This is a genomic window from Corynebacterium sp. H128 (assembly GCF_037482625.1).
Classification (GTDB): Bacteria; Actinomycetota; Actinomycetes; order Mycobacteriales; family Mycobacteriaceae; genus Corynebacterium.
This window is the reverse complement of the sequence record NZ_JBBHKW010000015.1, coordinates 1-23037: the sequence shown is the minus strand read 5'-3', so window position 1 is coordinate 23037 and position 23037 is coordinate 1. Positions and strand designations below refer to the sequence as shown.

Genomic DNA, 23037 nt, shown 5'->3' with positions numbered 1-23037 from the left:
GTCGAACCTGGGTCACTTCATCGCGTCCTGGAACGCAGCGGTGGCGGCCTGCTTATCAGCAGTGATCTTTTCCAGATCCTGATCCATCAGCTTGATGTCCTTCAGTGCTGGGGCGTCCTTCGGGGAGCCGGCATCCTCACGAACGGGCAGGTAGTTCTGCTTCACCGCGAGCTCTTGGCCCTCCTTAGAGATCAGGAATTCCAGGTACTTCGTTGCGGCGTCCTGGTTGGCGGAATCCTTGAAGATTCCCGCTGGCTCCGTGATGTACGGTGCGCCCTCCGTTGGGTAGGCCACTGCAACGGGCGAGCCCTTCACTGCGAGGTCACGTACCAGGTAGTCCACCACGATGCCGACTGGGCGAGAGCCGCTGGCGATCTCCTGGGAGGTGGGGCCGTTGGACTTAGCGATCATCGGCTTGTTCGCGCCGAGCTGCTTGATCCACTCCTCGCCCAAAGCTGAATCGTTCTTCCAGGCAGCGGCGTTGAACGCAGCGGCACCGGAGACCGCTGGGTCCGGGAGGACCAGCTTATCCAGGTACTTCGGATCGGTCAGGTCTGCCCACGACTTCGGCGCGTCGGTGATGTCTTTGGTGTTGTACGCGATCACGGTAGGGATGAAACGGGTGCCCACATAGAAGCCGTTGGGATCCTTGGCCTCTGCTTTTATCTTGGCAGTATCCAGCTTTTCGAGCTTGGCGAGGTCGCCTGCTTTTGCATAGGTCTCAAAAGTCGGGGCATCGGCGGCCCACAGGATGTCGGCGCCGACCTTGCCGGTCTTCTTCTCGGATTCGATGCGCGCATTCAGATCGCCGGTGCCGGCGCGGAACACCTCGACCTGGATGTTCGGATTCTTCTCCATGAATGCCTTGTTGATCTCATCAACCTTGGCCTCCGGCTCGGAGGTGTAGACGGTGATCTTGGCGTTATCTGCGTTCTTATCTTCTGCTTTGTTGTCTGCAGCTGGCTCAGCGCAGGCAGTGAGCAAGGCAGCCGCGGTTACGACGGCAATTGCTGGCTTGATCAGGTTCGTTGCGTTCATTGCGGGGTCTCCGATTCGCATTCGGCGGTAGCGATTGGTGCGAATCTTGATCTTGGTATGGGTAGCCTAAGTTCGCAGGGTGAGGGTGAAGAATGGGGGTAGGGGTAGAAAATGATCTTAGACCGAACTTTGCATTATGTTGAGCATCATGGATGCAAAAGAGTTTCCCGAAGATTTGCTCGATCGGACGCTTACAGAGGAGGAAATCGAAGACCAGTCTGAGGCCCCTCCCCAAGAAGAACGCGTAACCTTTCACACCCAAGACTATCCAGTTGACGGACTCGTTAAGCGCCTTGAGCGTGGCACAATGCTCATTCCACAATTCGGCACACCGGATGACAAAGTTCAATCTGCACTTTTCCAAAGAAAGTTCGTTTGGACAAAAAAACAGATGGACAGATTCATCGAGTCATTGCTTTTAGGATACCCGGTACCTGGCATTTTTTTAGTGAAACAGGCACCCGATAATAAACTCCTTGTTCTGGACGGTCAGCAACGATTGGAAACTCTACGCCGCTTTTACTCAGGGATTCATAATGGACGAGAATTTCGCCTCGAGAATGTAAGTGGAGATTTTAAGAATTTAACATACAGAACTCTTCCTGAAGACTATCGCAACCAACTTGACGATTCATTTCTAACAGCTACTATTGTCGCCGCGACCGACGATGATAGTTACGAAGCTGTGTATCAGATTTTCGAAAGGTTGAATGCCGGGGGAACTAACTTAACCCCCCACGAAGTACGAGTAGCATTATTCCCAGGTGAATTAATGTCGAGAGTAGCAGAACTCAACGACAATACACATTGGCGGTACCTGTACGGAAACAAGTCAACACGACTGAGAGACCACGAACTTGTATTGCGTATTCTAGCACTATCGTTTAGAGGAGCAGTTTACCAGCGCCCTCTAAAATCATTTCTTAATAGTTTCACGTCTGACTTTCGGAAAAATACGGAAAAATTGGAGCCCTACTTTCAAAAGTTTGAAAGTACTGCAGAGCTAATCCGCAAGTTCATCGGCCCCGAAGCCATTCGGCGACCTGGAAATAACCAGGTAAACGCCGCACAAGCTGAGGCTATCTTTGTGTCATTGATGAGAAGCGACAGCGTAGCAAATCTTGAAGACCTGAAAGAGCAGTTTGAATCACTCATCCATAACCAGCTCTTTGTTCAATCTACAACCAGAGCAACGGCGGATTCGGATGCTGTTTTTTCTCGCCTTCAACTTGCAACCGAATACCTGACCACTCCTGCTGGAGAATAGAGACATGAAAGGCCTCCCGACACATCAATGGCCACCATTGATAGTAAAACAGCAAATCGATGAATACCAAGGACTAATCAGTACAATTCGCACTTCAGTATCAGATTCAATGCCCCCACGTGTTGAAGCTTACTTAGTGCGCTACGCAGTTGTCCGTTCCGCTGGACTTTTAGAGTCCGTACGGGATGACCTCGCCCGTGAATATAGTAGAACTATCGCCCCGGAGAGAGTCTTTAATCGCATCAAGAAGAGCCTAACCAGTTCTTTAGGCTGCACTCCAAAGCAGCTTCAAGACTTTGTCCGCACTTTTGATTCAATCTGGGCTGATGAACTGGCTAAACTGTTTCAAGCCGATGATTCTCGTCATTCAAATAACGTCGGCAGTTTGGTTGAAACAAGAAAGAAAATCGCCCACGGAAAAAGCTCCCAGGTTTCGACAAGCCAAATCCTTCGATGGTCTGACAGCGTAATTCAAATTACCAAATGGATGGTTAACCGTTTCGACCCAAACAACTGAAAACTTATCGCATACTCCCAATTAACATTGGGGCAGATTTCTTCTGATGAGATCTGTCTTCAGCTAAACTTGTTTGGCTGACGCTTTCACTTTAAACAGCAAAACAAGTACGGTAAAGATCTAGATCTAGAATCAAACAGGAAGGTCGGTTGGCTAGCCACAAACTGTTGCACCCTACGCCAGCTCGGGATCCGCAAACTAGGCCTACAGACAATGTGCGCAGCTAGTCTCGATTCGGTCAGATTTCGTCTTTGTTTTTCCGTCTTTTACCGGTTTGATCTTCACATTACACAAATCAGAAGACTTTAAATGGCTGACTGTGCAGTCCACTTCTTAGTCAGGTCCGACCAAGACGTTTTTCCAAACTCATTCGACAAATTCCTCCGTCAACTTCGTTTGCAGTCCGGATCCGAATCTCGTTAAACCAGCGACACTCTCACGAAATTACAACTCGACCCTCTAGACTTTAACCCAAATCATATATTCCACTTTCCAGGAGCAGACTTTGCGTAACTAACTCCGATGGTCTTGAAGTGCTCAGTTGCGGCATCAATTTTTGCTTGCTCTGTAGATCTAAGAAGGTGCTCGCTCATCGTGCTCTTGGTCTCGCGGACCATATAAAGCTTGTCTTCGCCTTCAACACGTTTCACAATCGCCCAGTCCGGGTTATAGGGCCCGACCGGAGTGTCGATCTTGAACATTGGCGGAAGTTTTAAGAACAGCTTGATATCGTCGCGGCTATCGAGAAGCTCTGCAAACTCTCGCTCCGTCTCGGAGTCGTACACAACAAAGTCGTAGTCCGTCTTGTCCTTGTTCTTCACCTTGTAGAGGTTATCCAGGAAGTACTGCTTTTCTTCCAAACCATCGCGCTGAAGTTCCGTTAACGAATAGACACTTCCGCCGATCTTCTCGTACTGAATACCTTCAGTCACGATCGCCGCCAGCTCGGCCTCAATAATTTCGCGGACCATCTTGACGTAATCATTAGGGTTAGCAATGAAGTCATCCAAACGTCTGCTTTCAATCAATATTTCGATGATCGTCTTGCGAGTCAGAGAAGTAGCTTCCTGGAGTTCAGTCACAATATTGGGCAGCTTATACCCGCCCCGCAGATCAGTGGTACGACTACTAGTTTCGGCACCCTTCGTGCCACCGCGAGCAATACTGAGCTTGGCCTTCTTCACTTCGATGCGCAGTGGCTCAATTTGTTCAGCTTTCTTAATTTTCGCAACAGCATTCTTGATCAACACGTTGCGGTCCACTGACACACTGTAGGTCGTGCGCTGACTAATCTTTTCCCAAAACTCCTCAAACTCGCGAGATGTGAAATACAGCTGCTTGTTGAGCTTTCGGGTTCTGCGGTCGCGCTTAGGCTTGACATGATTCTTGATATTGGCGCGCTTGAGGACATCAATAATCAAGGCCTCAACGACGCTAAACTCGGGGCTTAGATTGAGAGCGAAGTCCTCAGCATCCGGCCTAAACGACTCAGTGACATAGCCGTCCTTTTCCAGGAAACCTTTCTGTTTGAGTTCTCCCCAAATCTTTTCGGACAACGCATACCCCAAGTTCTGTTCACCTGCGGTTTCAGGCTTCGGCAGTTTAGCGAAATCTCCCTTGCGGATGTATCCAATGGCAACGCCCGCCTTCTTGTATTCCTTCTGAAGGTTGTTCGCGAATTCCTGGTAGGATTCGTTCGCCACGACGGTCAGCTGGGCGACAGACCTGTCAACCACGCGCTCACCATCTTGGTTAACAGGTAGACGAAGTCCACGGCCAATTGTCTGGCGACGCTCGGTCTCTGAGCCCATTTCCCGCAACGTACAAATCTGAAAAACGTTCGGGTTATCCCAGCCCTCTCGCAGCGCCGAGTGCGAGAAAATGAAGCGCACTGGCTCGTCTTCGCTGAGCAGTCGAGCTTTGTCTTTCATGATCAGATCGTAAGAATCGTCATCTTTCGACGTCTCACCAGAAGTGTCGCCGTAAACACCTTTCTTGATCTGCGAGAAGTAAGCCCGTCGCAGCTCAATGGGGTCCTGGGGCAACAGCTCCTTGTAGTGCGGGAAGCGTTCTCGCTCTTCAACGAATAGCTCATCGAACCACTGAGCGAATTTGCCATCTGCGGTTACATTGTCGCTGCCTTCGCCGAGGTAACTAGCAACTTTATCGACGAAGAACAGACTCAACACCTTAATGCCATGCTTGCGCATCAGAGATTCTTTACGGAAATGCTCGCGAATAGTCTCACGGATCATCTCCCGATAAACAGCTTCATCATTGCTGCCAATAGACTCCCCTACCTGAAGAATTCCGTGATTGGTGAGCTCGATGAAACCTTGACCGTCAAGATTGATCTCATTGATACGCCAGTTATTGTCGTAAGCCGGGTTGTCAGTCACCTTGGCCAAGTCTTGATTCTGCTTGACCTTTTTGACCTGTCGATCGAACGATCCGTCTTTCTTTCGGCACACCAGCTCTAGGGTTGCTTGCCATGGGTTACTTTCTACCGAGAGGAGCTTGATGTACGGCTTGGCATCTCCGCCGTGTTCTGTTGCTTCGGCCACCACAATCTGTTTGACCAAGCCAAGCTCATGGGCATCGACCGGGTCGAGTCGATACGTCACGTTTCGGGTCTCGCGATGGGTCGCACTATAACGCAGAATGAAGGCTGGATCCATTCCTGCGAGGGCTGTCTTGGACAGCTCCGACTCCATATTCTGCGGCTCATCCATGATCAACACCGGACGTGTTGCACGAAGGAAATCGATGGGGCGTAGACCGTTCAGTTTGTCACGTGTCTGATTCATGATCAGGTTATTGCCCCGACCACGAACCGAACCAATCGTCATAACCATGATCTGGATGCTTGTCGACGTCGCGAACGACTGAACCTCTTCCGCGTTTTTGCCGCTGTACACCATATGGTCGAACGGCAACTCTGGGTAAAGCTGACGGAAGTGATCGTACATCAACTCAATACTGGTTGTGACGCCTTCGCGAATTGCAACGCTTGGAACCAGAATCACAAACTTGGTGAAGTTGTACTTTCTGGCCAGCTCGAAAATGGTGCGCAGGTAGACATAGGTCTTACCGGTTCCGGTCTCCATCTCAATATCGAACTGCAAACCATCCTTCAGTTCACGTGCGGGCTTGAGGCCTTGTGCGTTCTGCACAACTTTTAAATTTTCAAGCACAGTTTCTTCGTCTAGAAGAAAGTTGTTACCAACCGCACCAACCTCTTCACTAAGATCCAGATCCAAAGCTTGGTTGCCAGATTTTGGCAGCTCTGTCGTAGTAAGAAAAGTCGTAAGAAAATCGCCTGCATTGCTCGGCTGACCATCGAACAGATCGGTCACCGAATTGATCGCCGCTATCTGATAATCCTGTTTTGCATCAAACTTAAATTTCATTGTCACCTCCTCCTACGCGGTCCATAATTCAATATTGTTGGTCTTACACATCTGCGCCAGATTCGTCTTCAACTCATCATCGCCCTGGAAAGCATCTTCCAAAATGATGAACTGAACTGGCTTTGTATCGACAGCCGCCCGAAGTTGAGACAGGGATGGCTTAGTGTGCTCATCGAGGTAGGCAAGTACAAAGGTGTCTTCTTCGTCCTTCTCCTCATCCAGTCGAACTACAGACTTGTACTTCAAGTCAGCGATTGAGAGTTCACGAATCTGCTCAACTAAAGAATGCCCTTGCTTGATCAAGATCTCGGTTAGCAAGTCATCTGCAGTCGCATTGTCGTCGCTGCTGTCGCGCAATTCCAACAAATGCTGCTCCAACTTGGTTGCATCGATGTCAGACTCGGTTCGCCATTTGGTGAAGTTGGTGTCGGCGAGCATGTAAGAACGAAAACCGGTATCAAGTCGACTTGAGCAAGTAGGTGCCTCGTTTTTAGTCACTTTCGAGATTTGTTCGGCTGCTCGACGAACGCGTTCTCGTGACACTTCAGCGATCGTCTTGTAACCTTCAGATTCAGCAATCGACCCGCTAGGTACTGGTTCTGGCAGCTGAACAAGGATAAATCTTCTTCTGTGTTGATCAGAGCTATTTACTCGCATGACGGATTCTGCGGTGGTGCCGGAGCCAGCGAAGAAGTCCAGAATAATACCAGGCTCGACAAGGGAAACCAAGTACTGAATCAAAGAGGTAGGCTTCGGATAATCAAATACTTTCTTTTTCATCAAGCTGCTCACCTCGGCGGTTCCCTCATCGCTGGTGCCAACCTTTTGGCCGAAGCGGCTTTTTGTCGCGTTGACCGCGCCACCGTTCGTGAAAATCAACTCTCTGGGCGACTCTTTGAAAGTCTTGCCAGCACCGTAAATTGCACGAATTGCAAATGCTTGTGTTTTTACCCAGTAGGTAGTCCCCATTGAAACTTCGTCGATTACTTTTTGAGCAGACCACCTTGAACGAAACTCAAGTTCAAAATCATTAAGGTTTCTCCCATCAACGACCCGAACTTCAGACAAAAGACAGTATTTTTCATCCGTTGAACGTGAATACTCGCCGTCCTTGATATTGAACTTGACTGTTCCTGCCGGAAATTTGACTACTTTAGTTGGATTCGATGCATTATAGAGAGGTGCATCTTCAAACTCGTTCTTTTCATACTCAACCAGTAGTTCCTTTTTCATGCCGTCACGGCTATAAAGCTGACGCGCAAAACATAGCACATAGTCATAATTCGAGTAGGTATTCACCTTTTGACGGCCAAAATGTTGAGTCTTTTCCCAGACAAAGGTGGCAATATGGTTTTGTTCTCCAAAGACTTCATTGCAGATCTTCTTCAGATTGTCCATTTCATCGACACCAATGCTAATGAAGATAACGCCATTGGCTTCAAGTAGATTTCGCGCTAGCTTCAACCTCGGATACATCATATTGAGCCAGTTAGAGTGATAGCGCCCCTCAGATTCTGAATTCGAAGACATCTTTTTGCCTTCTTCGTTGACCTGCTTAGACCACTCCAAATAGGTGTTAATTCCCTCTTTGAAATCGTCCTGGTAAACGAAGTCTTTGCCTGTGTTGTACGGCGGATCGATGTAAATCATTTTGATCTTGCCGTGGTAGTGCTTCTGCAGGATCTTCAATACTTCGAGATTGTCGCCCTCGATGAACACGTTTTTGGTGGTGTCCCAATCTTTGGAGTTTTCCTTGTCGGGGCGAAGAGTCGCGGTCGTTGGGGTTTGGGCTGCGCGCATAGCACGCTTTTTACCTGGCCAAAACAAACCAAAACGCTCGCTAGTGTCAGAAGCATCGCCTTCGAGTAGCTCCTTGAGCTTTTCAACATCTATCTTGCCGTCAGCGATCGCCTCAGGAGCAAGATCCGCCAATTGCTCAGCGAGCTCAGTGCGGAACTCAGGGCTACTGCCTGGCACTTCATTGATCATTTCTCGTTCTTCGTTCACCATTATCTCCTTTTGCCTTTTGTTTACGATTTGATCCGCCACCGAATAGTGAACATTTCTTTCTCTACCCGCTTGCCCTGCAACGACTGCTTAATCAGAATATGCAACTCATCGACATGATCTCGCAGATCTCGCTTTTCTTTTCGATACCTATCTTCGATCTCATCAATTTCAACATCCAGCGCGCGAGCCTTCTTCTTAAACCTGAGCTGCTCCATCGAGTCATCCGCTTGGTTTGCCTGCTTACGCAAGTCCTTGCGCTTTTGCTCTAGTTCCCGAACAGCTTTTCTGCGCTCAGTGTCCAAGTCGAGAATCTGCGACTCAAGCAACTCCTCTTGCTGGTTGTAATAACTCGAATTGCGGAGTTGCACTTCCTTTTCCAGTGACTCTTGCTGCTTGCGTATAGCCTCAGCAAACACCTCCGGAGTGATTCCTCTTTCCCCATCGAGGTACTCGGATACCCGCAGGTCCATCATTTCGGCAACATCTTCTTGGTTGAGGGATTCACCGTTATCGGACTCACCAGCTGCCAGCAGATAGCTTTCAGAAATGTCGTTATCGTTGGCCTTCATCGTGAATGTCAGGCTACGAACCGTCAGAGCGCCAGATTGTCCAACTAGTTGCTTCATTCGAGAGCTCACACGCTCTGATTGACTGATATCAAACACCAGCTCTTGATAAGGCGTTTCGGCGCTCATTGCGCCATCAATGACATATTTAGCCAAGTCGCTGTGGTAACGGTACTGTCGAGAATTCTCGCTCGGTGAAGACTTAAAGTGATAGCGACCTGTCGCAATGTCGCCTATAGGAGCGGTATGAAGCACGAAGTTGCGACCATCACCGTCAAACTCAGCCATGTTCTGCAGACGATAAATCGTCAAGAGTAAGAGCAACTGCTCAAACTTATTGAGCACCTCGCCAGACTGTTCATCGTACGACTTCAAACGGTCACGAACCGATGGATCAAGATTGTCGAAAACCTTTGATCGGGCCTCAGCCATATCTTTACTGACCGTATCAGCGTACTTTTCTTCCAGCACTTGGAATGCCGTGTTGATTTCATCTGCTGTGCGGTAATTGTCGTAAATCTTGGCGATCTCCTGGGCGAAATCAAACCCACTCTCGATTCGACCAAGCACTTCGTCACTGGCGCCGAAGACGCTATCAAACAAGTGGAATTTGTTTTCAAGCAGCTCCAGGATGCGAGCTTCAGCGGCATTACCTTCATTAAAGAAATTGACGATGACGACATCGTACTTCTGGCCATATCGATGGATACGGCCAATACGTTGCTCAACGCGCTGAGGATTCCACGGCAGATCATAGTTAATCAGCATCGAACAGAACTGAAGGTTGATACCCTCCGACGCCGCTTCGGTAGCGATCATGATCTTGCCGCTGTCGCGGAAGTAGTCGACTATGGCCTTACGGCGGTCCGCTGACGGATTACCAGTAATGACGTCACTGCCAGCGTTCTTCTTGAGCCAGGCCCGGTAGATTTCTGTTGACTCGGGAGAGTTATTTTGACCATTGAAAAACACCAATCCGTCGCCATAACCGGCAGTCCGCAAAGTCTCCGCTAGGAAGTCCTGGGTAGCAGTGTATTCAGTGAAGATAATGGCCTTCTCAGGCGCTCCAACTTCCCGAAGCCTTTCAAAACCACGCTCGATAGCTTCACCAAGTTTCAGCGACTTCTGATTCTGGTGGATCGATTCCGCCAACGATGCGTACTCGTTAAGCTCATCGATCTCGGATTGCACAAGCCGTCTAACCTGCGGATCTGACCAATCGTGTCCTCGATCATTCTCGGTCATTTCACCGAATGCTTCAAACGCCGCTTGTTCTTCATCAAGAAGTTCATCTTCAAAATCAAAGAAACTCTGTTTGCTGATGCGACGGCCCTCAGCCGCCAACTCTTCAGCCAAACGACGAGCCGTATTACGAAGAGTAATACCAACCGCATACGTGGACGAACCGAGTCGCTTACGGATCACCTGCGAAGACAACGACCGCTGAGAACTATTAAAGGCATACAGCGTCTCGCGCTGAAGATAGCTATTAACCAGATCATAAAGTTCCATTTCAGCCTGGGAAGGCTGAAACTTAACAGTGAGCGGATCACGCTTCGTAAAACGAATATACTTTTCGGCATCCCGACGCAACGTTCGCTTGGTCAAATGACCGACACGTTCAGCTAAATCGTCCGGACTAAACTGCGAACCATTGGACTTAATATAACGCTCACGAAAAACCTCCAACGAACGGAAGTACTCCGGGTCGAAAAGCGAAACTAGGCCGTAAATCTCTTCCAAACGGTTCTGCAATGGAGTGGCAGTCAGTAATACAATTTTGCCTGCACCATCCAGAACATCACCGACCGATGATGCCACCTTGGACTGAGCACGGCCCTTATAGAAGTTGCGCAGACGATGCGCTTCATCAGCGACAATCAGATCCCAACGCCTGAGCAGATCGGCCTTGTTTTGCTGCACAAATTCATAGGACGCGATCAAGACCTGACTCCCGGTCTTCACTTTGAGCAAGCTAACCTTAGACTTTGAATCCAGCAATTCCGAGGGAATCAAAAACTTCTCGTATAACTCCTGCTTCCACTGCTGCCGAAGGCTTGCCGGAGCAATAATTAGAATCTGGCGCTTACGCTCCGCCCAATACTGCGTAATCACAATGCCGGCCTCAATCGTCTTACCAAGACCAACCTCATCCGCCAGAATCACACCGCGAGTTGCATTGCCCTTAAGCGCAAACAAAGCCGCCTCAATCTGGTGCGGCTTCGGCTCCACCTGAGCATCAAACAAAAGCCCAGCCAACTTACCCACATGATCATTGGAATAGCTACGCTCTAGCTCATGAGCAAAGTATTTCGCCTGATGATTAGATAAATGAGTAGCAAAATCCCTCATTTCAAGCCTTCCTTGAGAAAAGCTGAACTCGTTGGCCGACCACGATGCTTGTTGAGAATGCCGCTCATTCCTATTATTTTCCTCAATTGCGGTACAAAAGCTCGAATTTCAATAATGTAATTATAAAGGATCAAACTGACTCTGTAGTCAATTCATCTCAGTCGAACGCCATCGGCCAGAAACGGAAATCATTAGGAACTTGTCCCGAAAGTATTGCGATAGAACTCATTCTATGTAGAGACAACGAGGACTTAAGTTTGCCCGATTCTAGACATACCCTGATGGCCGCCCCCCAGAATTCCCCGAAAATGGCCGTCGAGAAGCCAAAAGCAAACTACCCCTCATCCGTACTCAGCGCCGCCACAAACGCTTCCTGCGGCACGGACACGGAACCGATGTTCTTCATGCGCTTCTTGCCTTCCTTCTGCTTTTCCAGCAGCTTGCGCTTACGGGAGACGTCGCCGCCGTAACACTTGGCCAGCACGTCCTTGCGCAGCGCACGGATGTTTTCGCGGGCGATGACCTTCGTGCCGATCGCAGCTTGAACAGGCACTTCGAACTGCTGCCTAGGAATAAGCTCCTTGAGCTTCACGGTCATCTTGTTGCCGTACCACTGGGCGTTGTCGCGGTGGACGATGGCGGAGAAGGCGTCGACAGGCTCGCCCTGCAGCAGGATATCCACCTTGACCAGGTCAGACTCCTGCTCCCCTGCTTCCTCGTAGTTGAGGGAGGCGTAGCCACGCGTCCTACTCTTGAGCATGTCAAAGAAGTCGAAGATGATCTCGCCAAGCGGCATGACGTAGCGCAGCTCCACGCGGTCCTCAGATAGGTAGTCCATGCCGCCCATTTGGCCGCGCTTTTGCTGGCATAGCTCCATCGTGGTGCCCACGAACTCTGCCGGCACGATGACGGTGGTTTTCACGATCGGCTCCCACACCTCACGCAGCTTGCCGCCCGGCCAGTCCGAAGGGTTGTGCACCATCATCTCTTCGCCGTCTTCGGCGACGACGCGGTAGCTTACCGACGGCGCGGTGGAGATCAGGTCCAGGTCGAATTCGCGCTGCAGGCGGTCGCGGGTGATTTCCATGTGTAGCAGGCCGAGGAAGCCGAGGCGGAAACCGAAGCCGAGGGCGACGGAGGTTTCAGGCTCCCAGGTCAAGGCGGCGTCGTTAAGCTGCAGTTTCTCCAGCGCATCGCGCAGGTCTGGGTACTGCGCCTGGGAGATTGGGAAGAGACCGGAGTAGACCATCGGCTTCGGGTCTGCGTAACCCTGGAGTGCATCTTCGGCACCGTTTTGTGCCCAGGTGACGGTATCGCCGACCTTGGACTGGCGCACGTCCTTTACACCGGTGATCAGGTAGCCCACCTCGCCGGGGCCCAGGCCCTTGCACTTCTTCGGGGTCGGGCTCACGATGCCGATTTCCAGCAGCTCGTGGGTAGCGCCGGTGGACATCATCTTGATCTTCTGGCGTGGTTCGAGCTTGCCGTCGATCATACGAATATAGGTGACCACGCCGCGGTAGGTGTCGTAGACGGAGTCGAAAATCATGGCGCGGGCAGGCGCGTCCACCGGCAGCGCGTTGGACGGTGAGGGCACGAGTTCGCACACCTTGTCCAGCAGCTCTGGCACACCGACACCGGTCTTTCCGGACACACGCAGCACGTCTTCTGGCTCGCAGCCAACGATGTTCGCGATCTCCAGGGAGTACTTCTCCGGATCGGCGGCTGGGAGATCGATCTTGTTCAGGACTGGGATGATCTCCAGGTCATTTTCCATGGCCAGGTAGAGGTTAGCCAGCGTCTGGGCTTCGATGCCCTGGGCGGCGTCGACAAGCAAAATGGCGCCCTCACAGGCCTCCAACGCGCGGGAGACCTCATAGGTGAAGTCCACGTGCCCCGGCGTATCAATCAGGTGCATGACGATCTCTTCGCCGGCATGCTTACCCGTGGTCGGAGTCCACGGAATGCGCACGTTCTGCGCCTTGATGGTGATGCCGCGCTCGCGCTCAATATCCATGTTGTCCAGGTACTGATCGCGCATGTCTCGCGCCTCGATGACGCCGGAAAGACCCAGAATGCGGTCGGCCAGCGTGGACTTGCCGTGGTCGATGTGCGCGATGATGCAGAAGTTACGAATCTGCTTCGGATCCGTGAACGTGGTTTCCGCAAAGTTCTTTGGCATGGATGTAGGGGCCCTTTCCTCTATAACGCTTTAGAAGCCTACCTGAGATGCGCAGCATTCCAGAACCAAACGATGGCTAGCGCGCAGCCTTCGCATGAATTCGCATTCGCGCAGGATTAATCCAAATACTCGAGCACTCAATCGCCTGCTGATCTGCTGCAAAAGACACCTGCTCCATGTACAGCATCGGGGAACCGGGCGCTATGCCGAGCGCTCGCGCTTCTTCCCCACCCGCAGCTACCGCCGTGATGGAGCGTTCGCCGTATGCGATGGGGTGTTCCTGAATCCGCTCAATCTCCGCGAACAGGGATTCCCGCTCCAAGTTGGTGGCCAGCAGCTCCGCCCGCTCGGCGGCCGACAGGGTGACGTAGTTGCGGATGAAGGCGATGGGGCCGATCGCGTCGAAACGCAAACGCTCCAGATGCACCAATTTCTCGCCGGGGGGCAAGCCCAGCCGGGCCGCGATGGACTCATCCGCCCGGCATTCTTCTTGGGTGAGCACCCGTGTGGAAAAGTCGATGCCGCGGCGGGTCAATTCCTCAAAGATGGAGGACAGCGTGGTGGTCATCGCAGAATCGATCGCTTGTTCTGTCACGAATGTTCCGCGCCCTCGCACTTGCACGAGGAGCTTTTCTGCTCGTAGCTGCTCAATCGCCTTGCGCAATGTGCCCCTGGAGACGCCACATTCTTTTGCTAAATCCGGCTCAGAAGGCAACCTCAATTTCGAGGGCCACTGCCCAGAAAGGATTTTCCCGCGCAAATAGTCCGAGACCTGCCGATACAACGGATCGGGCAGGCCCAAGTCAATGACCTGTGCCGTGTTTTCCTTTCCGATTCCCACTCTTTCAGCCTAGCTTGCATGGAGAAAACAAAGGCAATGGGGAACTCATCACAATTCATGTACATAGTTGTTCACATTGTGTAGATTTGTACACATATCACAGGCTGCATTCACATCGCCCTTTCCCCGAAGGAGAAGCTAGATGAAACTCTTGGTTGTTGGAGGCTACGGAGTCGGCCTTTCGTTCTATACCCAACGAGCGCCGACAGCGGGAGAAACCGTCTCTGGCGCTCGGTTGGAAGAACACCACGGCGGCAAAGCTTCAAACCAAGCGGTCGCCGCTGCTCGGCTTGGAGCACACGTCAGCCTCTTTTCGGCTGTCGGCGAAGACGAACGCGCGAAGCTCGCCCGCACCCTCTGGCACGAGGAAGGCATCAATGCCGACGGCGTGATATCCATACCGGGCAACACGATGGTGGGCTGCATCATCACAGAAGCCTCCGGCGAAAACCGCATCGTCCTCGCAAACGGGGTTCTCGACGATCTAACGCCCGCGCTGTTACAAGATCGCGCCGCGGCTTTCGAGGAAGCAGACATCGTCTTGATCTCCTGTGAAATCCCCGAGGACACCATTCGCGCCGCGATTCGGCTTGGGCGCGAGGCAAACTGTCGCGTCATTTTGAATCCCGCGCCCGCGCCGCAGCTCACAGAAGCGGACTGGGCGAATCTGGACCTGATTACCCCGAATTACACCGAGGCCTGCCAGCTGCTTGGCGTCGGCGAAGCTGCCGACACCGCCGAGGATATCGCCTCGCAGCTGGCCCAGCGCCACCACGTGGATGTGATCCTCACCGACGGTGCACGAGGCGCCGTAGTTGTAAGCAAAGACTCCCCGTGCAAAGCGCACCGAGTTGATCCAATAGTCCCGCAGCAAATCGTGGACACCACCGGCGCGGGAGATACCTTCAACGCCGGTGTCGCCGCGGCGCTGCTCTATGGCCACGACCTCACCTTCGCGAGCAGTTTCGGCTGCCTCGTCGGTTCAGTTGCAGTTGAGTCTGAAGGTGTCATCCCGGCTTTGCCGACGGCTCAACTCATCAAAAATCGTTTCAATATCACTCTCTAAGGAAAGGTCTTCATGACTGTCTCACCGGAAAACATCGTCAATCCGAGCGATCTGGCTCCATACATTCAGCACACCCGCATCGCCATTGGCACCACTAAAGAGGAGGCAATCCAGCACGCCGAAGAAGCCGTCACCTATGGCTTCAACGCTGCTATGGTCGCCGGCTCCCGGGTAAAGGAAACCGCCGCAGTCCTGCGTGGTACCGGCATCGAAGTCGCTTCGGCATTGGACTTCCCTACCACTGGTGTGATGACCTCCCGTGGCAAGGCTGCGGAGGCAGAAGAACTGGTACGCCTGGGCGCCACCCAGATTGATATCGGAGTGCAGATCGGCTGGCTCAAGGATGGCGAGTTCGATCGCTTCCGCGAGGACATCGCCGGCGTCGTCGCCTGCGGCGTGCCTATCAAGGTGATGCTGGAGCTGCCACTGCTCACCCCTGAACTGCAGAAGACTGCCGTGGAGCTCTCCATCGAGGCGGGCGTGAAGTACCTCAAGAACGCCTCCTCCGGCTCGGTTCAAAAGGCGGATGTGGAATCCATCAAGTTCCTCAAGTCCCTCGCTCCGGAAGGGGTGCTGGTGAAGGGCTCTGGCGGTATCTCCACCTTCGAGCACGCCCTCTCCCTGATTCAGGCGGGCGCTGCCCTCGTTGGTTCCTCCAACTCGGTAGCAATCGTCACGGGCCACCTAAATAACGCTGATAGCTACTAACCACATAAGGATTCACGCCACATGTCTAAGATCCCTTTCATTCTTGACACCGACACTGCTCAAGACGACTGTGTCGCCATCATGCTCGGTCTGCTTGACCCGGTAGCCGATCTCCGCGCCATCACCATGGTTGCCGGAAACGTGGGCTTTGAAAAGCAGATTGCTAACGCTCACATGACGTTGAGCGTCTGCGGCAAATTGGGCGAGGTGCCCATCCATATTGGTTGCGATAACCCCATGATGCGCCCTTGGGCCTCTGCGGAAAACGTCCACGGCGATGGCGCCGGCGGCCTGTCCATGGACTTCAGCAATTGCTCCACCTCTACCGAGCATGCTGTGGATGCCATGATCCGCATCGTGGCCGAAAACCCAGGCGAAGTCTCCGTCGTCTGCATCGGTCCGCTCACCAACATTGCGACGGCCATTGTTAAGGATCGCAGCTTTGTAGACAACGTTAAGAGTGTCTACATCATGGGCGGCTCTAATAACGGCCGTGGCAACATCACCCCGTCCGCTGAATTCAACTTCTATGTTGACCCTGAGGCTGCTCAGATCGTCATGGATGCCGGCTTCAAAGACATCGTGATCCTGCCATGGGATCCAGTAACCCTCGACGACGCCACCATCACCCGTGAGGTCTATGACCGCACGGTGTCCGTGGATACGCCTATCGCACGCTTCTTCAAGCGTGTGTGTGACACCACCTTGGACTTCAATGAATCCGTCGGTGTCTTCGGTTCCACGCACCCAGATTCGATGACCTTGGCGGCGCTGCTGCACCCTGAGATCGTCCTGCAAGATGGCCGCTACCGGGTTGATATTGAGACAAACTCCGAGCTCACTCGCGGCTTCTCAGCGATGGCTTGGGACAAGTATGACCTCACGCCTAACGCCACTGTGATTGAGAAGGCCGACCACGCTGCGTTCTTCGCAATGCTGGACACCATCCTGGCCACCCCAACCGTCCCTTCGATCGAATTGATGTGGTGATGTCAGGCTCAGCTCCGGTAGCCGTGGATAAAGTCCGCGGTAAAGATGCCTCCCCGGCACTCGTATTGACCGCGTTGATGCTGGTCATCTCAAGCTTCCAGCTCAACGCCACCATGCTCTCGCCGTCGATTGGCGATATGGCCCACCGCCTCCACACCAACCCGGGTGTCATCGGCTGGTCCTCTACTGTCTTCCTTTCAGTAGCTGCCGCACTCGCCGTCTTCTTCCCTCCTTTCGCGGACAAGATCGGCCGTAAAAGGGTTCTGATCGTTTCCGTTTCCGTCATGATCTTCGGAACCCTGCTGATCCTGTTCACCGCATCCCCATTGTGGCTGATGATCGGCCGCGCACTGCAGGGCTTCTGCGGTGCGACCTTCGCGCTGGGCAACCTGACTCTGCGCGCCATCCTGGATCCGAAGCGATACGGCTTCTACATCGGCCTGGTCGCTGCCATCAACTCCGGTGTCGCGGGCATTGATACCTTGGTCGGCGGCATGCTTACCGACGCCTTCGGCTACAAAGCCGTGGTCCTGTGCATCCTGGCCGTGGAGCTCATCGCCTTGCTGACGCTCCTGGCCTGGGTCCCAGAAACCAGGGTCACCGCGGTAGCGAATATGGACTGGCTGGGCGCAATCGCGCTCACGCTGGCACTGTGGTCCTTCAACATGGGCGTGACCTTCGGTTTCAGTGAGCTGGGTTGGTCGAGCATGTGGACCATGGCAATGTTCGTCATCGGCATCGCCTCCGCATTCGCCTTCGTCGCAGTGGAGAAGAACCACCGTGACCCGCTGGTTCCACTCGTCGAGCTGAAGAAGCGCTCCACCTGGGGACTCTTGGGCACCACCCTGTTCACCATGGCCTCGGCCTTTGCCACCCTGCTCTACCTCATCCCAGCGATCTCCCAAGATCCCGCCGGCTTTGGTATGAGCAGTACGGTGTCCGCGCTGATGTACCTGACGCCATTCTCGCTGGCTGGTTGGCTGATCTCCCCGTTTGTTGGCAAGTACGCGCCACTGGTGGGCTACCGCCTGTTGCTGCGGATCGGTTTGTTCGGATCCACCGTGTTGCTGGCGCTGTTCGTGTTCACCGGCTACCACGACAAATGGATCGTCTTCGCGATTGCATTGTGCCTGGGCATCAGCTACACCGCGATGTCCAACACCACGATCAACGCGATGGGCGTGCTCTATTCTTCAGAAACCCGCCCTGGCGTGCTCCCGGGCCTGAACTCTGCGGCCTTCAACTTGGGTGCCGGCCTCGGTATCGGTGTGATGGCCTCGACCGTCGCTCAAGCTGCTGCCACCGGCGGATCCGGCTACTCCACTGCCATGATTATCGGCGTGGGCTGCGGCCTGATCGCGTTGCTGTTCTCCCTGGTACTGCCAGGAAAGGAAGACAGCGAAGAGAAGATCTAGCTGCTAGACCACGCCACGCGGCACAATAACCGGGCTCGCGGACGCAGGATCATCCCAGATTTCTGCGCGAAGCCCATAAGCCTGTGCCAGGTTGTCGGCGGTCAACACACTGAGTGGGGATCCGTGCGCAAGCACGGATCCTTCTTTCATGAGCACCAGCTCGTCAGAGTAGGTACCCGCCAGCATCAGGTCATGGAGCACCATGATCACAGTCTTTCCAAGCTCCGCCTGCGCCCGAGCCAGCTCAAGTACCTCGATGGCATGGGCGGGGTCGAGATAGGTGGTGGGCTCGTCCAGCAGAATCACCGGGGTGTCCTGCGCGAGCACCATGGCAAACCACACGCGTTGGCGCTGTCCACCGGAAAGATCATCAACCAGGCGATCCGCGAGCTCGCTCGTGGCGGTGGCCGCAAGGGCGGCGTCGATGGCGGAATTATCGGCGTCGGAAAGCCCGCCGAAGAATCCCCGGTGCGGATGCCGCCCCCTTTCGACGAGCTGGCGCACAGTCAACCCCGCCGGTGCCAGCGGATGCTGCGCCAGCATGCCGACGAGCCGCGCCGCCTCCCGCGGTCGCAGGTCTGCCACCGCTTGTGCCCCGACCGTCACCGTTCCGGAGCGCGGATCGAGCACCTTGGACATCGTCTTGAGCAGTGTGGATTTGCCGCAGCCATTAGGCCCGAGCAGCGTGGTCACAGTCCCGGCAGCGGCCTCGAGGCTCACCCCGCGCACCACTTCCGGCTCCTCGCCGTAACCGGCCACAACATTCGAAGCTTTCAGGATCATCGCTTCCTCCTAGCGGAAACCAGATAGACGAGCATGAGTCCGCCGATCGCGGACGTCACCAAACCAACTGGCGCCGTAACCGGCAACAGCGCCACGAGGACGCCACACACGAGCAACAGTGCCGCCCCCATCAGCGCAGACAGCACCACACCGGGCACTGCGGTACCGCCAAGGATGCGGGCCAACTGTGGCGCAACCAGTGCCACGAAGCCCAACGGCCCCACCACGGAAACCACCACCGCCACGATCCCAGTTGCCGCCACCACGAGTAACAGTCGAGTGCGCCGCAATGGCACACCCAGAGCAATCGCGGTGGCATCATCGTGCGCGAGCACCGGCAGATCGCGGTGCTGGGAAAGCCCCAGGATCACGAAGGGCGCCAGCCCCAACACGAGCGGCAGCACTACCTCCCAGCGCGCGAAACCGGTGGAGCCAGCAAGCCACACCTGGGCCTCTGTCGCACGCATCAAGTCCGCGCGCAACAGCAGATAGGACACCGCGGACTGGGCAAACAGCGCCAAGGCCACACCAATGAGAATCAGTTGCTGGGTGGTGCGCCCCAACCCGAGCAGCAGCAACAGCGTGAGCGTAACGATGCCGCCCAGCAGGGCGAGCCCGGCGCGCGCCCAGAAATCATTCACCTCGAGCAGCACGGTACCCGCGACGACTGCAACAGCAGCGCCACCACTGATACCGAGCATGTCCGGTGATGCCAGTGGATTGCGGGCCAGGGTTTGGGTCCAGGCACCGGCCGTCGATAATGCTGCGCCGACGATCGCAGTGACGAGGGCGACTGGGAGCCTTAAGTCCCACACCACCTGAACAGCTCGGGCAGAGCCGCCGCCGGTGAGCGCGGCCAGCACGTCAGCGGGAGTCAATGCCACCGCACCCAGGCACAGGAGGCAGATGTATGCGGCGCTCGCTAGCAGCGCTACACCAACGCACGTGAGTACGTAACGGGTCACAGTCGGGCCCCCTTGCGGATCAGCCAGATCATCAAAGGCGCGCCGATCGCTGCCAGGACCACGGAGAACTCTACTTCGCCGGGCCGCAGGGCAAGCCTGCCGATCATGTCTGCCAGCACCGCCAAGATGCTGCCGACGAGAACCGTGGGCAATAGCAGGTCACGTACCGTCACGAGCCCGAGGCTGCGTACCATGTGCGGTGCGGCGAGGCCGAGGAAGGCAACTGGCCCCACCACTGCCGTCGCAGAGCCAGCGGCAACGACGAGCGCCGTGATCACGAGGGCCAGGGTTCGATTCACCGAGATCCCGAGCGCGGCTGCGGTATCGCTGCCCATCGCCAGGATATCGAGGTCCCGGGCGACCACGATGCTCACCAAGAACGCGATCAGGAAACCGACCAACGCCACGAGCACCTCGCCATAGCCCCGCCCAACGGTGGATCCCACCGACCACTGGCGCATGTCATTGAACACCGACTCCGACTGCAGGGCCAGCAGCATGGTCAGTGCCATGAGCATCGCGTTGATGCCCACTCCCACCAGGATCAAGGTCATGGGATCGCTCGTGGTGCGGGCGACCAGCAACACAACACCCGTGGCCACCAATGCCCCCAGCAGCGCCAGCACGCCCTGAGTCCACAAGCCACCACCAACACCAGCGATCGCCGCGAGGGCAATAGCAAATCGCGCACCAGCGGTAATCCCCACGATGCCCGGGTCCGCCAGTGGGTTCCGGGTCCAGGCCTGAGCAAGCACCCCGGCCAACGCCAATGAACCGCCCGCTAGACACGCCAAGAGCCCACGCGGGATACGCATGCCCCACACGATGTTGTGAATATCGGCGGGGCCGTTGCCCGCGAGGGCAGAAAGGACGTCGGCTAGCGGCAGTGCCCTAGAACCAACGGCGAGTGATACAACGAGCAGTGCAACGAGGGTGAGCGCGCTACTTAAGCTTTTCAAGAGCCCACGGGATGCTGACAGGGTTCGGAACACTCATGGCGTTGCCGACGGACTGCTCAATGAACTTGGCCTTTGGTAGCAAAGCGGCGAAGGCAGGATCCGTCTTGAGGGGCTCGGCGGAGCCCTCGTAATCCAGCACGTACAGCACGTCTACCTGCTCCAGGATGGAGTAGTTCTCCGGCGCAATATCGAGGTAGAACTGGGACTTATCTGTGCCCTGGACCCCGTCCGGGATCTCCATGCCCATGGACTCGATGAACTGGCCACGGCCGTCCGCATCGGTGTACAGGCCCAGCTTGCCGCTGTATGGCATCACGACGGCAGCCTTCTTGCCCTGCAGCTCAGGGTGGCTCTTCTTGTACTCCTCGAAGGCGGCCTCCGTGTCTTTGATCAGCTTCTCACCCTCTTTTTCCTTATCCACGGCTCCGGCGATCTGCTCCACCTGGTCCTTCCACGGGATCTGCCAGTCCTCAAAGCCTTCTGGCTTCAGGGTGGTGGGAGCGATCTTCTCCAGCGCTTCCTTCGCCTGCGGATCCACTGCCTGGTTCACGGCGATGATCTGGGAAGGGTTGGTGGCAGTGACCTCTTCCAGCACCCCGGCGGTAAAGCCCTTGGAGGTGTTGAAGATCGGGGTCATTTCTTTGCCCTCACCGAGCTTTTCAGCCCATGGCTCGAGACCATTCTTGGACACTGCGTCAGGCGCGGAGAATGGTGCGACTGCGACTGGGGTGACGCCGAGAGCGAGGAGGGTGTCAACGTCGCCAAGCCCAAGGGCGGCGATACGCTCTGCACCCGGACCAGTCTGTTCGACATCGGCCTTAGAGCAACCGGTGAGCAGCAGTACGGATACCGCTGCAGCGGCAAGGAAGGAACGGCGATTCATCATCAGAATTTCCTTATTGTCGTTCAATACATTTGTTAGTAAGGTTAGCCTAATCAAAACCTAGGAGGGGAATTGTGTCAAACCGACTACTTTGCTGCACCGTAGCAGCGACCGCAGACATAGCGCCCAACCTGCGCAGAATCACCCTCCACTCCCCCGGATTCTTCGGCTATAAGCTCGACGGCCCAGACGAATTCTTCGGTCTCCTCATGCCCCAACCCGGCCAAGAATTTACGCCATTTCCCAGCAGCGAACCCAACATCCGCGCAAGCGTCGCCGCCCTCCCAGCAGACATTCGCCCCGGGCTGCGCTGGTACACCATCCGCTCGGTCGACCCAGTACAGGGGCTGCTCGACTTCGACGTTGTACTCCACCAAGACGCCCCCGGCCCCGGCTCCCACTGGACCTCCACCGCTAGCGTCGGCGACACCTGCGGCTTCTGGAACTGCCAAGCACTCTGGCAGCCCACCGCCGGACCACAGGTATTGGTCGCGGATGCTACCGGCACACCCGCTCTACTGTCTATCCTGGACCAACTCGACTCCCTCGCAAGCACCTCAGCCCTCGTAGTAACTCCGTCATTAGAAGACATCGAGCTGGACGCATTAGAGCAGCTCCCCCTACGCAACCTCGCCGTCCACGTCGCCCCGCCAGCCGAAGCACCGAGCACGCTTAACGACGTCCTTTCCGACTGGTCACTCACCGACACCACAAAACTGTGGGCCAGCGGAGAGGATCGACTAGTAAAGGCCGCGCGCGCCTTCGGCATCAAATCACTCGGAATGAACTCCAAGGACATCACGTTCGTACCATTTTGGTACGAGGGACGCCCCAGGCCTTAGCGAGTCCCTGCACCTTCCCGTCCCGCGCTGTTCTTGTCCCGCGCTGTTCTTGTCCCGCGCGAACCCCTTTTGCCGAACTTTCCAGGACACGGCTATTGAAAACTAGTGACATCCAGGGCGGTGTCAAGCTGTGAATGCACCATTGAGTGTTTTCATCAGTATCTCACGAGGAGTGCACCCACCCAGCACGATTCGCGGAGTGTCATTGAGCTCATCTTGCACAAACTGGACATGCTCGGCAGT

Annotated in this window: 17 protein-coding genes and 1 pseudogene; 7 read left to right on the top strand and 11 right to left on the bottom strand. The window is 54.8% G+C overall.

Going from position 1 to position 23037, the window contains the following annotated elements:
* Positions 1-12: 12 nt before the first annotated feature.
* Positions 13-1038: an ABC transporter substrate-binding protein gene (locus tag WG915_RS11205; protein WP_339565469.1), complete on the bottom strand. Its 1026-nt coding sequence runs from the start codon at positions 1036-1038 to the stop codon at positions 13-15.
* Between the two features lie 148 nt (positions 1039-1186).
* On the opposite strand from WG915_RS11205, the gene WG915_RS11200 reads away from it, so the two are divergent.
* Both WG915_RS11200 and WG915_RS11195 read left to right on the top strand, forming a co-directional pair.
* The gene (locus tag WG915_RS11200) at positions 1187-2305 is read left to right on the top strand and encodes a DUF262 domain-containing protein (protein WP_339565468.1); all 1119 of its coding nucleotides are present in this window, start codon (positions 1187-1189) and stop codon (positions 2303-2305) included.
* Positions 2306-2309: 4 nt separating this feature from the next.
* A complete protein-coding gene (locus tag WG915_RS11195) occupies positions 2310-2822 on the top strand; it encodes an MAE_28990/MAE_18760 family HEPN-like nuclease (protein ID WP_339565467.1) in 513 nt (170 codons plus the stop codon).
* 476 nt (positions 2823-3298) lie between these two features.
* On the opposite strand, the gene WG915_RS11190 is transcribed toward WG915_RS11195, so the two are convergent.
* The 5 genes from WG915_RS11190 to WG915_RS11170 all read right to left on the bottom strand — a co-directional run bounded on the left by WG915_RS11190 (position 3299) and on the right by WG915_RS11170 (position 14183).
* On the bottom strand, positions 3299-6232 hold the full coding sequence (locus tag WG915_RS11190) for a restriction endonuclease (protein WP_339565466.1): 2934 nt from the start codon (positions 6230-6232) through the stop codon (positions 3299-3301).
* A gap of 12 nt (positions 6233-6244) precedes the next feature.
* The gene (locus WG915_RS11185; RefSeq protein WP_339565465.1) at positions 6245-8242 is read right to left on the bottom strand and encodes a site-specific DNA-methyltransferase; all 1998 of its coding nucleotides are present in this window, start codon (positions 8240-8242) and stop codon (positions 6245-6247) included.
* A 20-nt stretch (positions 8243-8262) separates the two neighbouring features.
* Positions 8263-11160 carry an SNF2-related protein gene (locus tag WG915_RS11180; protein ID WP_339565464.1) on the bottom strand — a complete coding sequence of 966 codons (2898 nt, stop codon included), beginning with the start codon at positions 11158-11160 and terminating at the stop codon, positions 8263-8265.
* Between the two features lie 334 nt (positions 11161-11494).
* Complete coding sequence (lepA, locus tag WG915_RS11175) at positions 11495-13342, bottom strand: translation elongation factor 4 (RefSeq protein ID WP_339565463.1); 1848 nt, start codon at positions 13340-13342, stop codon at positions 11495-11497.
* 76 nt (positions 13343-13418) lie between these two features.
* On the bottom strand, positions 13419-14183 hold the full coding sequence (locus WG915_RS11170) for a GntR family transcriptional regulator (RefSeq protein WP_339565462.1): 765 nt from the start codon (positions 14181-14183) through the stop codon (positions 13419-13421).
* Positions 14184-14325: 142 nt separating this feature from the next.
* Here WG915_RS11170 and WG915_RS11165 point away from each other — a divergent pair, with 142 nt between their 5' ends.
* Genes WG915_RS11165 through WG915_RS11150 form a run of 4 tightly spaced genes read left to right on the top strand, consistent with a single transcriptional unit; the run spans position 14326 to position 18362 of the window.
* A complete protein-coding gene (locus tag WG915_RS11165; RefSeq protein WP_339565461.1) occupies positions 14326-15249 on the top strand; it encodes a ribokinase in 924 nt (307 codons plus the stop codon).
* 12 nt (positions 15250-15261) lie between these two features.
* Positions 15262-15957, top strand: a complete 696-nt coding sequence (gene deoC / locus WG915_RS11160) for a deoxyribose-phosphate aldolase (protein ID WP_339565460.1) — start codon at positions 15262-15264, stop codon at positions 15955-15957.
* A gap of 21 nt (positions 15958-15978) precedes the next feature.
* Positions 15979-16947 carry a nucleoside hydrolase gene (locus WG915_RS11155; protein WP_339565459.1) on the top strand — a complete coding sequence of 323 codons (969 nt, stop codon included), beginning with the start codon at positions 15979-15981 and terminating at the stop codon, positions 16945-16947.
* Entirely contained in the window at positions 16947-18362 is a 1416-nt protein-coding gene (locus tag WG915_RS11150; RefSeq protein ID WP_339565458.1) for an MFS transporter, read from the top strand. The genes WG915_RS11155 and WG915_RS11150 overlap by 1 nt, the downstream gene beginning before the upstream one ends.
* 3 nt (positions 18363-18365) lie before the next feature.
* Here WG915_RS11150 and WG915_RS11145 read toward each other — a convergent pair whose 3' ends face one another.
* Genes WG915_RS11145 through WG915_RS11130 form a run of 4 tightly spaced genes read right to left on the bottom strand, consistent with a single transcriptional unit; the run spans position 18366 to position 21955 of the window.
* Complete coding sequence (locus tag WG915_RS11145) at positions 18366-19145, bottom strand: ABC transporter ATP-binding protein (RefSeq protein ID WP_339565457.1); 780 nt, start codon at positions 19143-19145, stop codon at positions 18366-18368.
* A complete protein-coding gene (locus WG915_RS11140) occupies positions 19142-20110 on the bottom strand; it encodes a FecCD family ABC transporter permease (protein WP_339565456.1) in 969 nt (322 codons plus the stop codon). The genes WG915_RS11145 and WG915_RS11140 overlap by 4 nt, the downstream gene beginning before the upstream one ends.
* Positions 20107-21069, bottom strand: coding sequence for a FecCD family ABC transporter permease (locus tag WG915_RS11135; protein ID WP_339565455.1), 963 nt, complete (start codon positions 21067-21069; stop codon positions 20107-20109). The genes WG915_RS11140 and WG915_RS11135 overlap by 4 nt, the downstream gene beginning before the upstream one ends.
* Positions 21053-21955, bottom strand: a complete 903-nt coding sequence (locus tag WG915_RS11130; protein ID WP_339565454.1) for an ABC transporter substrate-binding protein — start codon at positions 21953-21955, stop codon at positions 21053-21055. The genes WG915_RS11135 and WG915_RS11130 overlap by 17 nt, the downstream gene beginning before the upstream one ends.
* 71 nt (positions 21956-22026) lie before the next feature.
* On the opposite strand from WG915_RS11130, the gene WG915_RS11125 reads away from it, so the two are divergent.
* Positions 22027-22794 (top strand): siderophore-interacting protein, encoded by a 768-nt coding sequence (locus WG915_RS11125; protein ID WP_339565453.1) that lies wholly within the window; start codon positions 22027-22029, stop codon positions 22792-22794.
* 123 nt (positions 22795-22917) lie between these two features.
* Here the strand turns inward: WG915_RS11125 and WG915_RS11120 are convergent.
* Positions 22918-23037 (bottom strand): annotated as a pseudogene (locus WG915_RS11120) (IS30 family transposase); the annotation flags it as partial.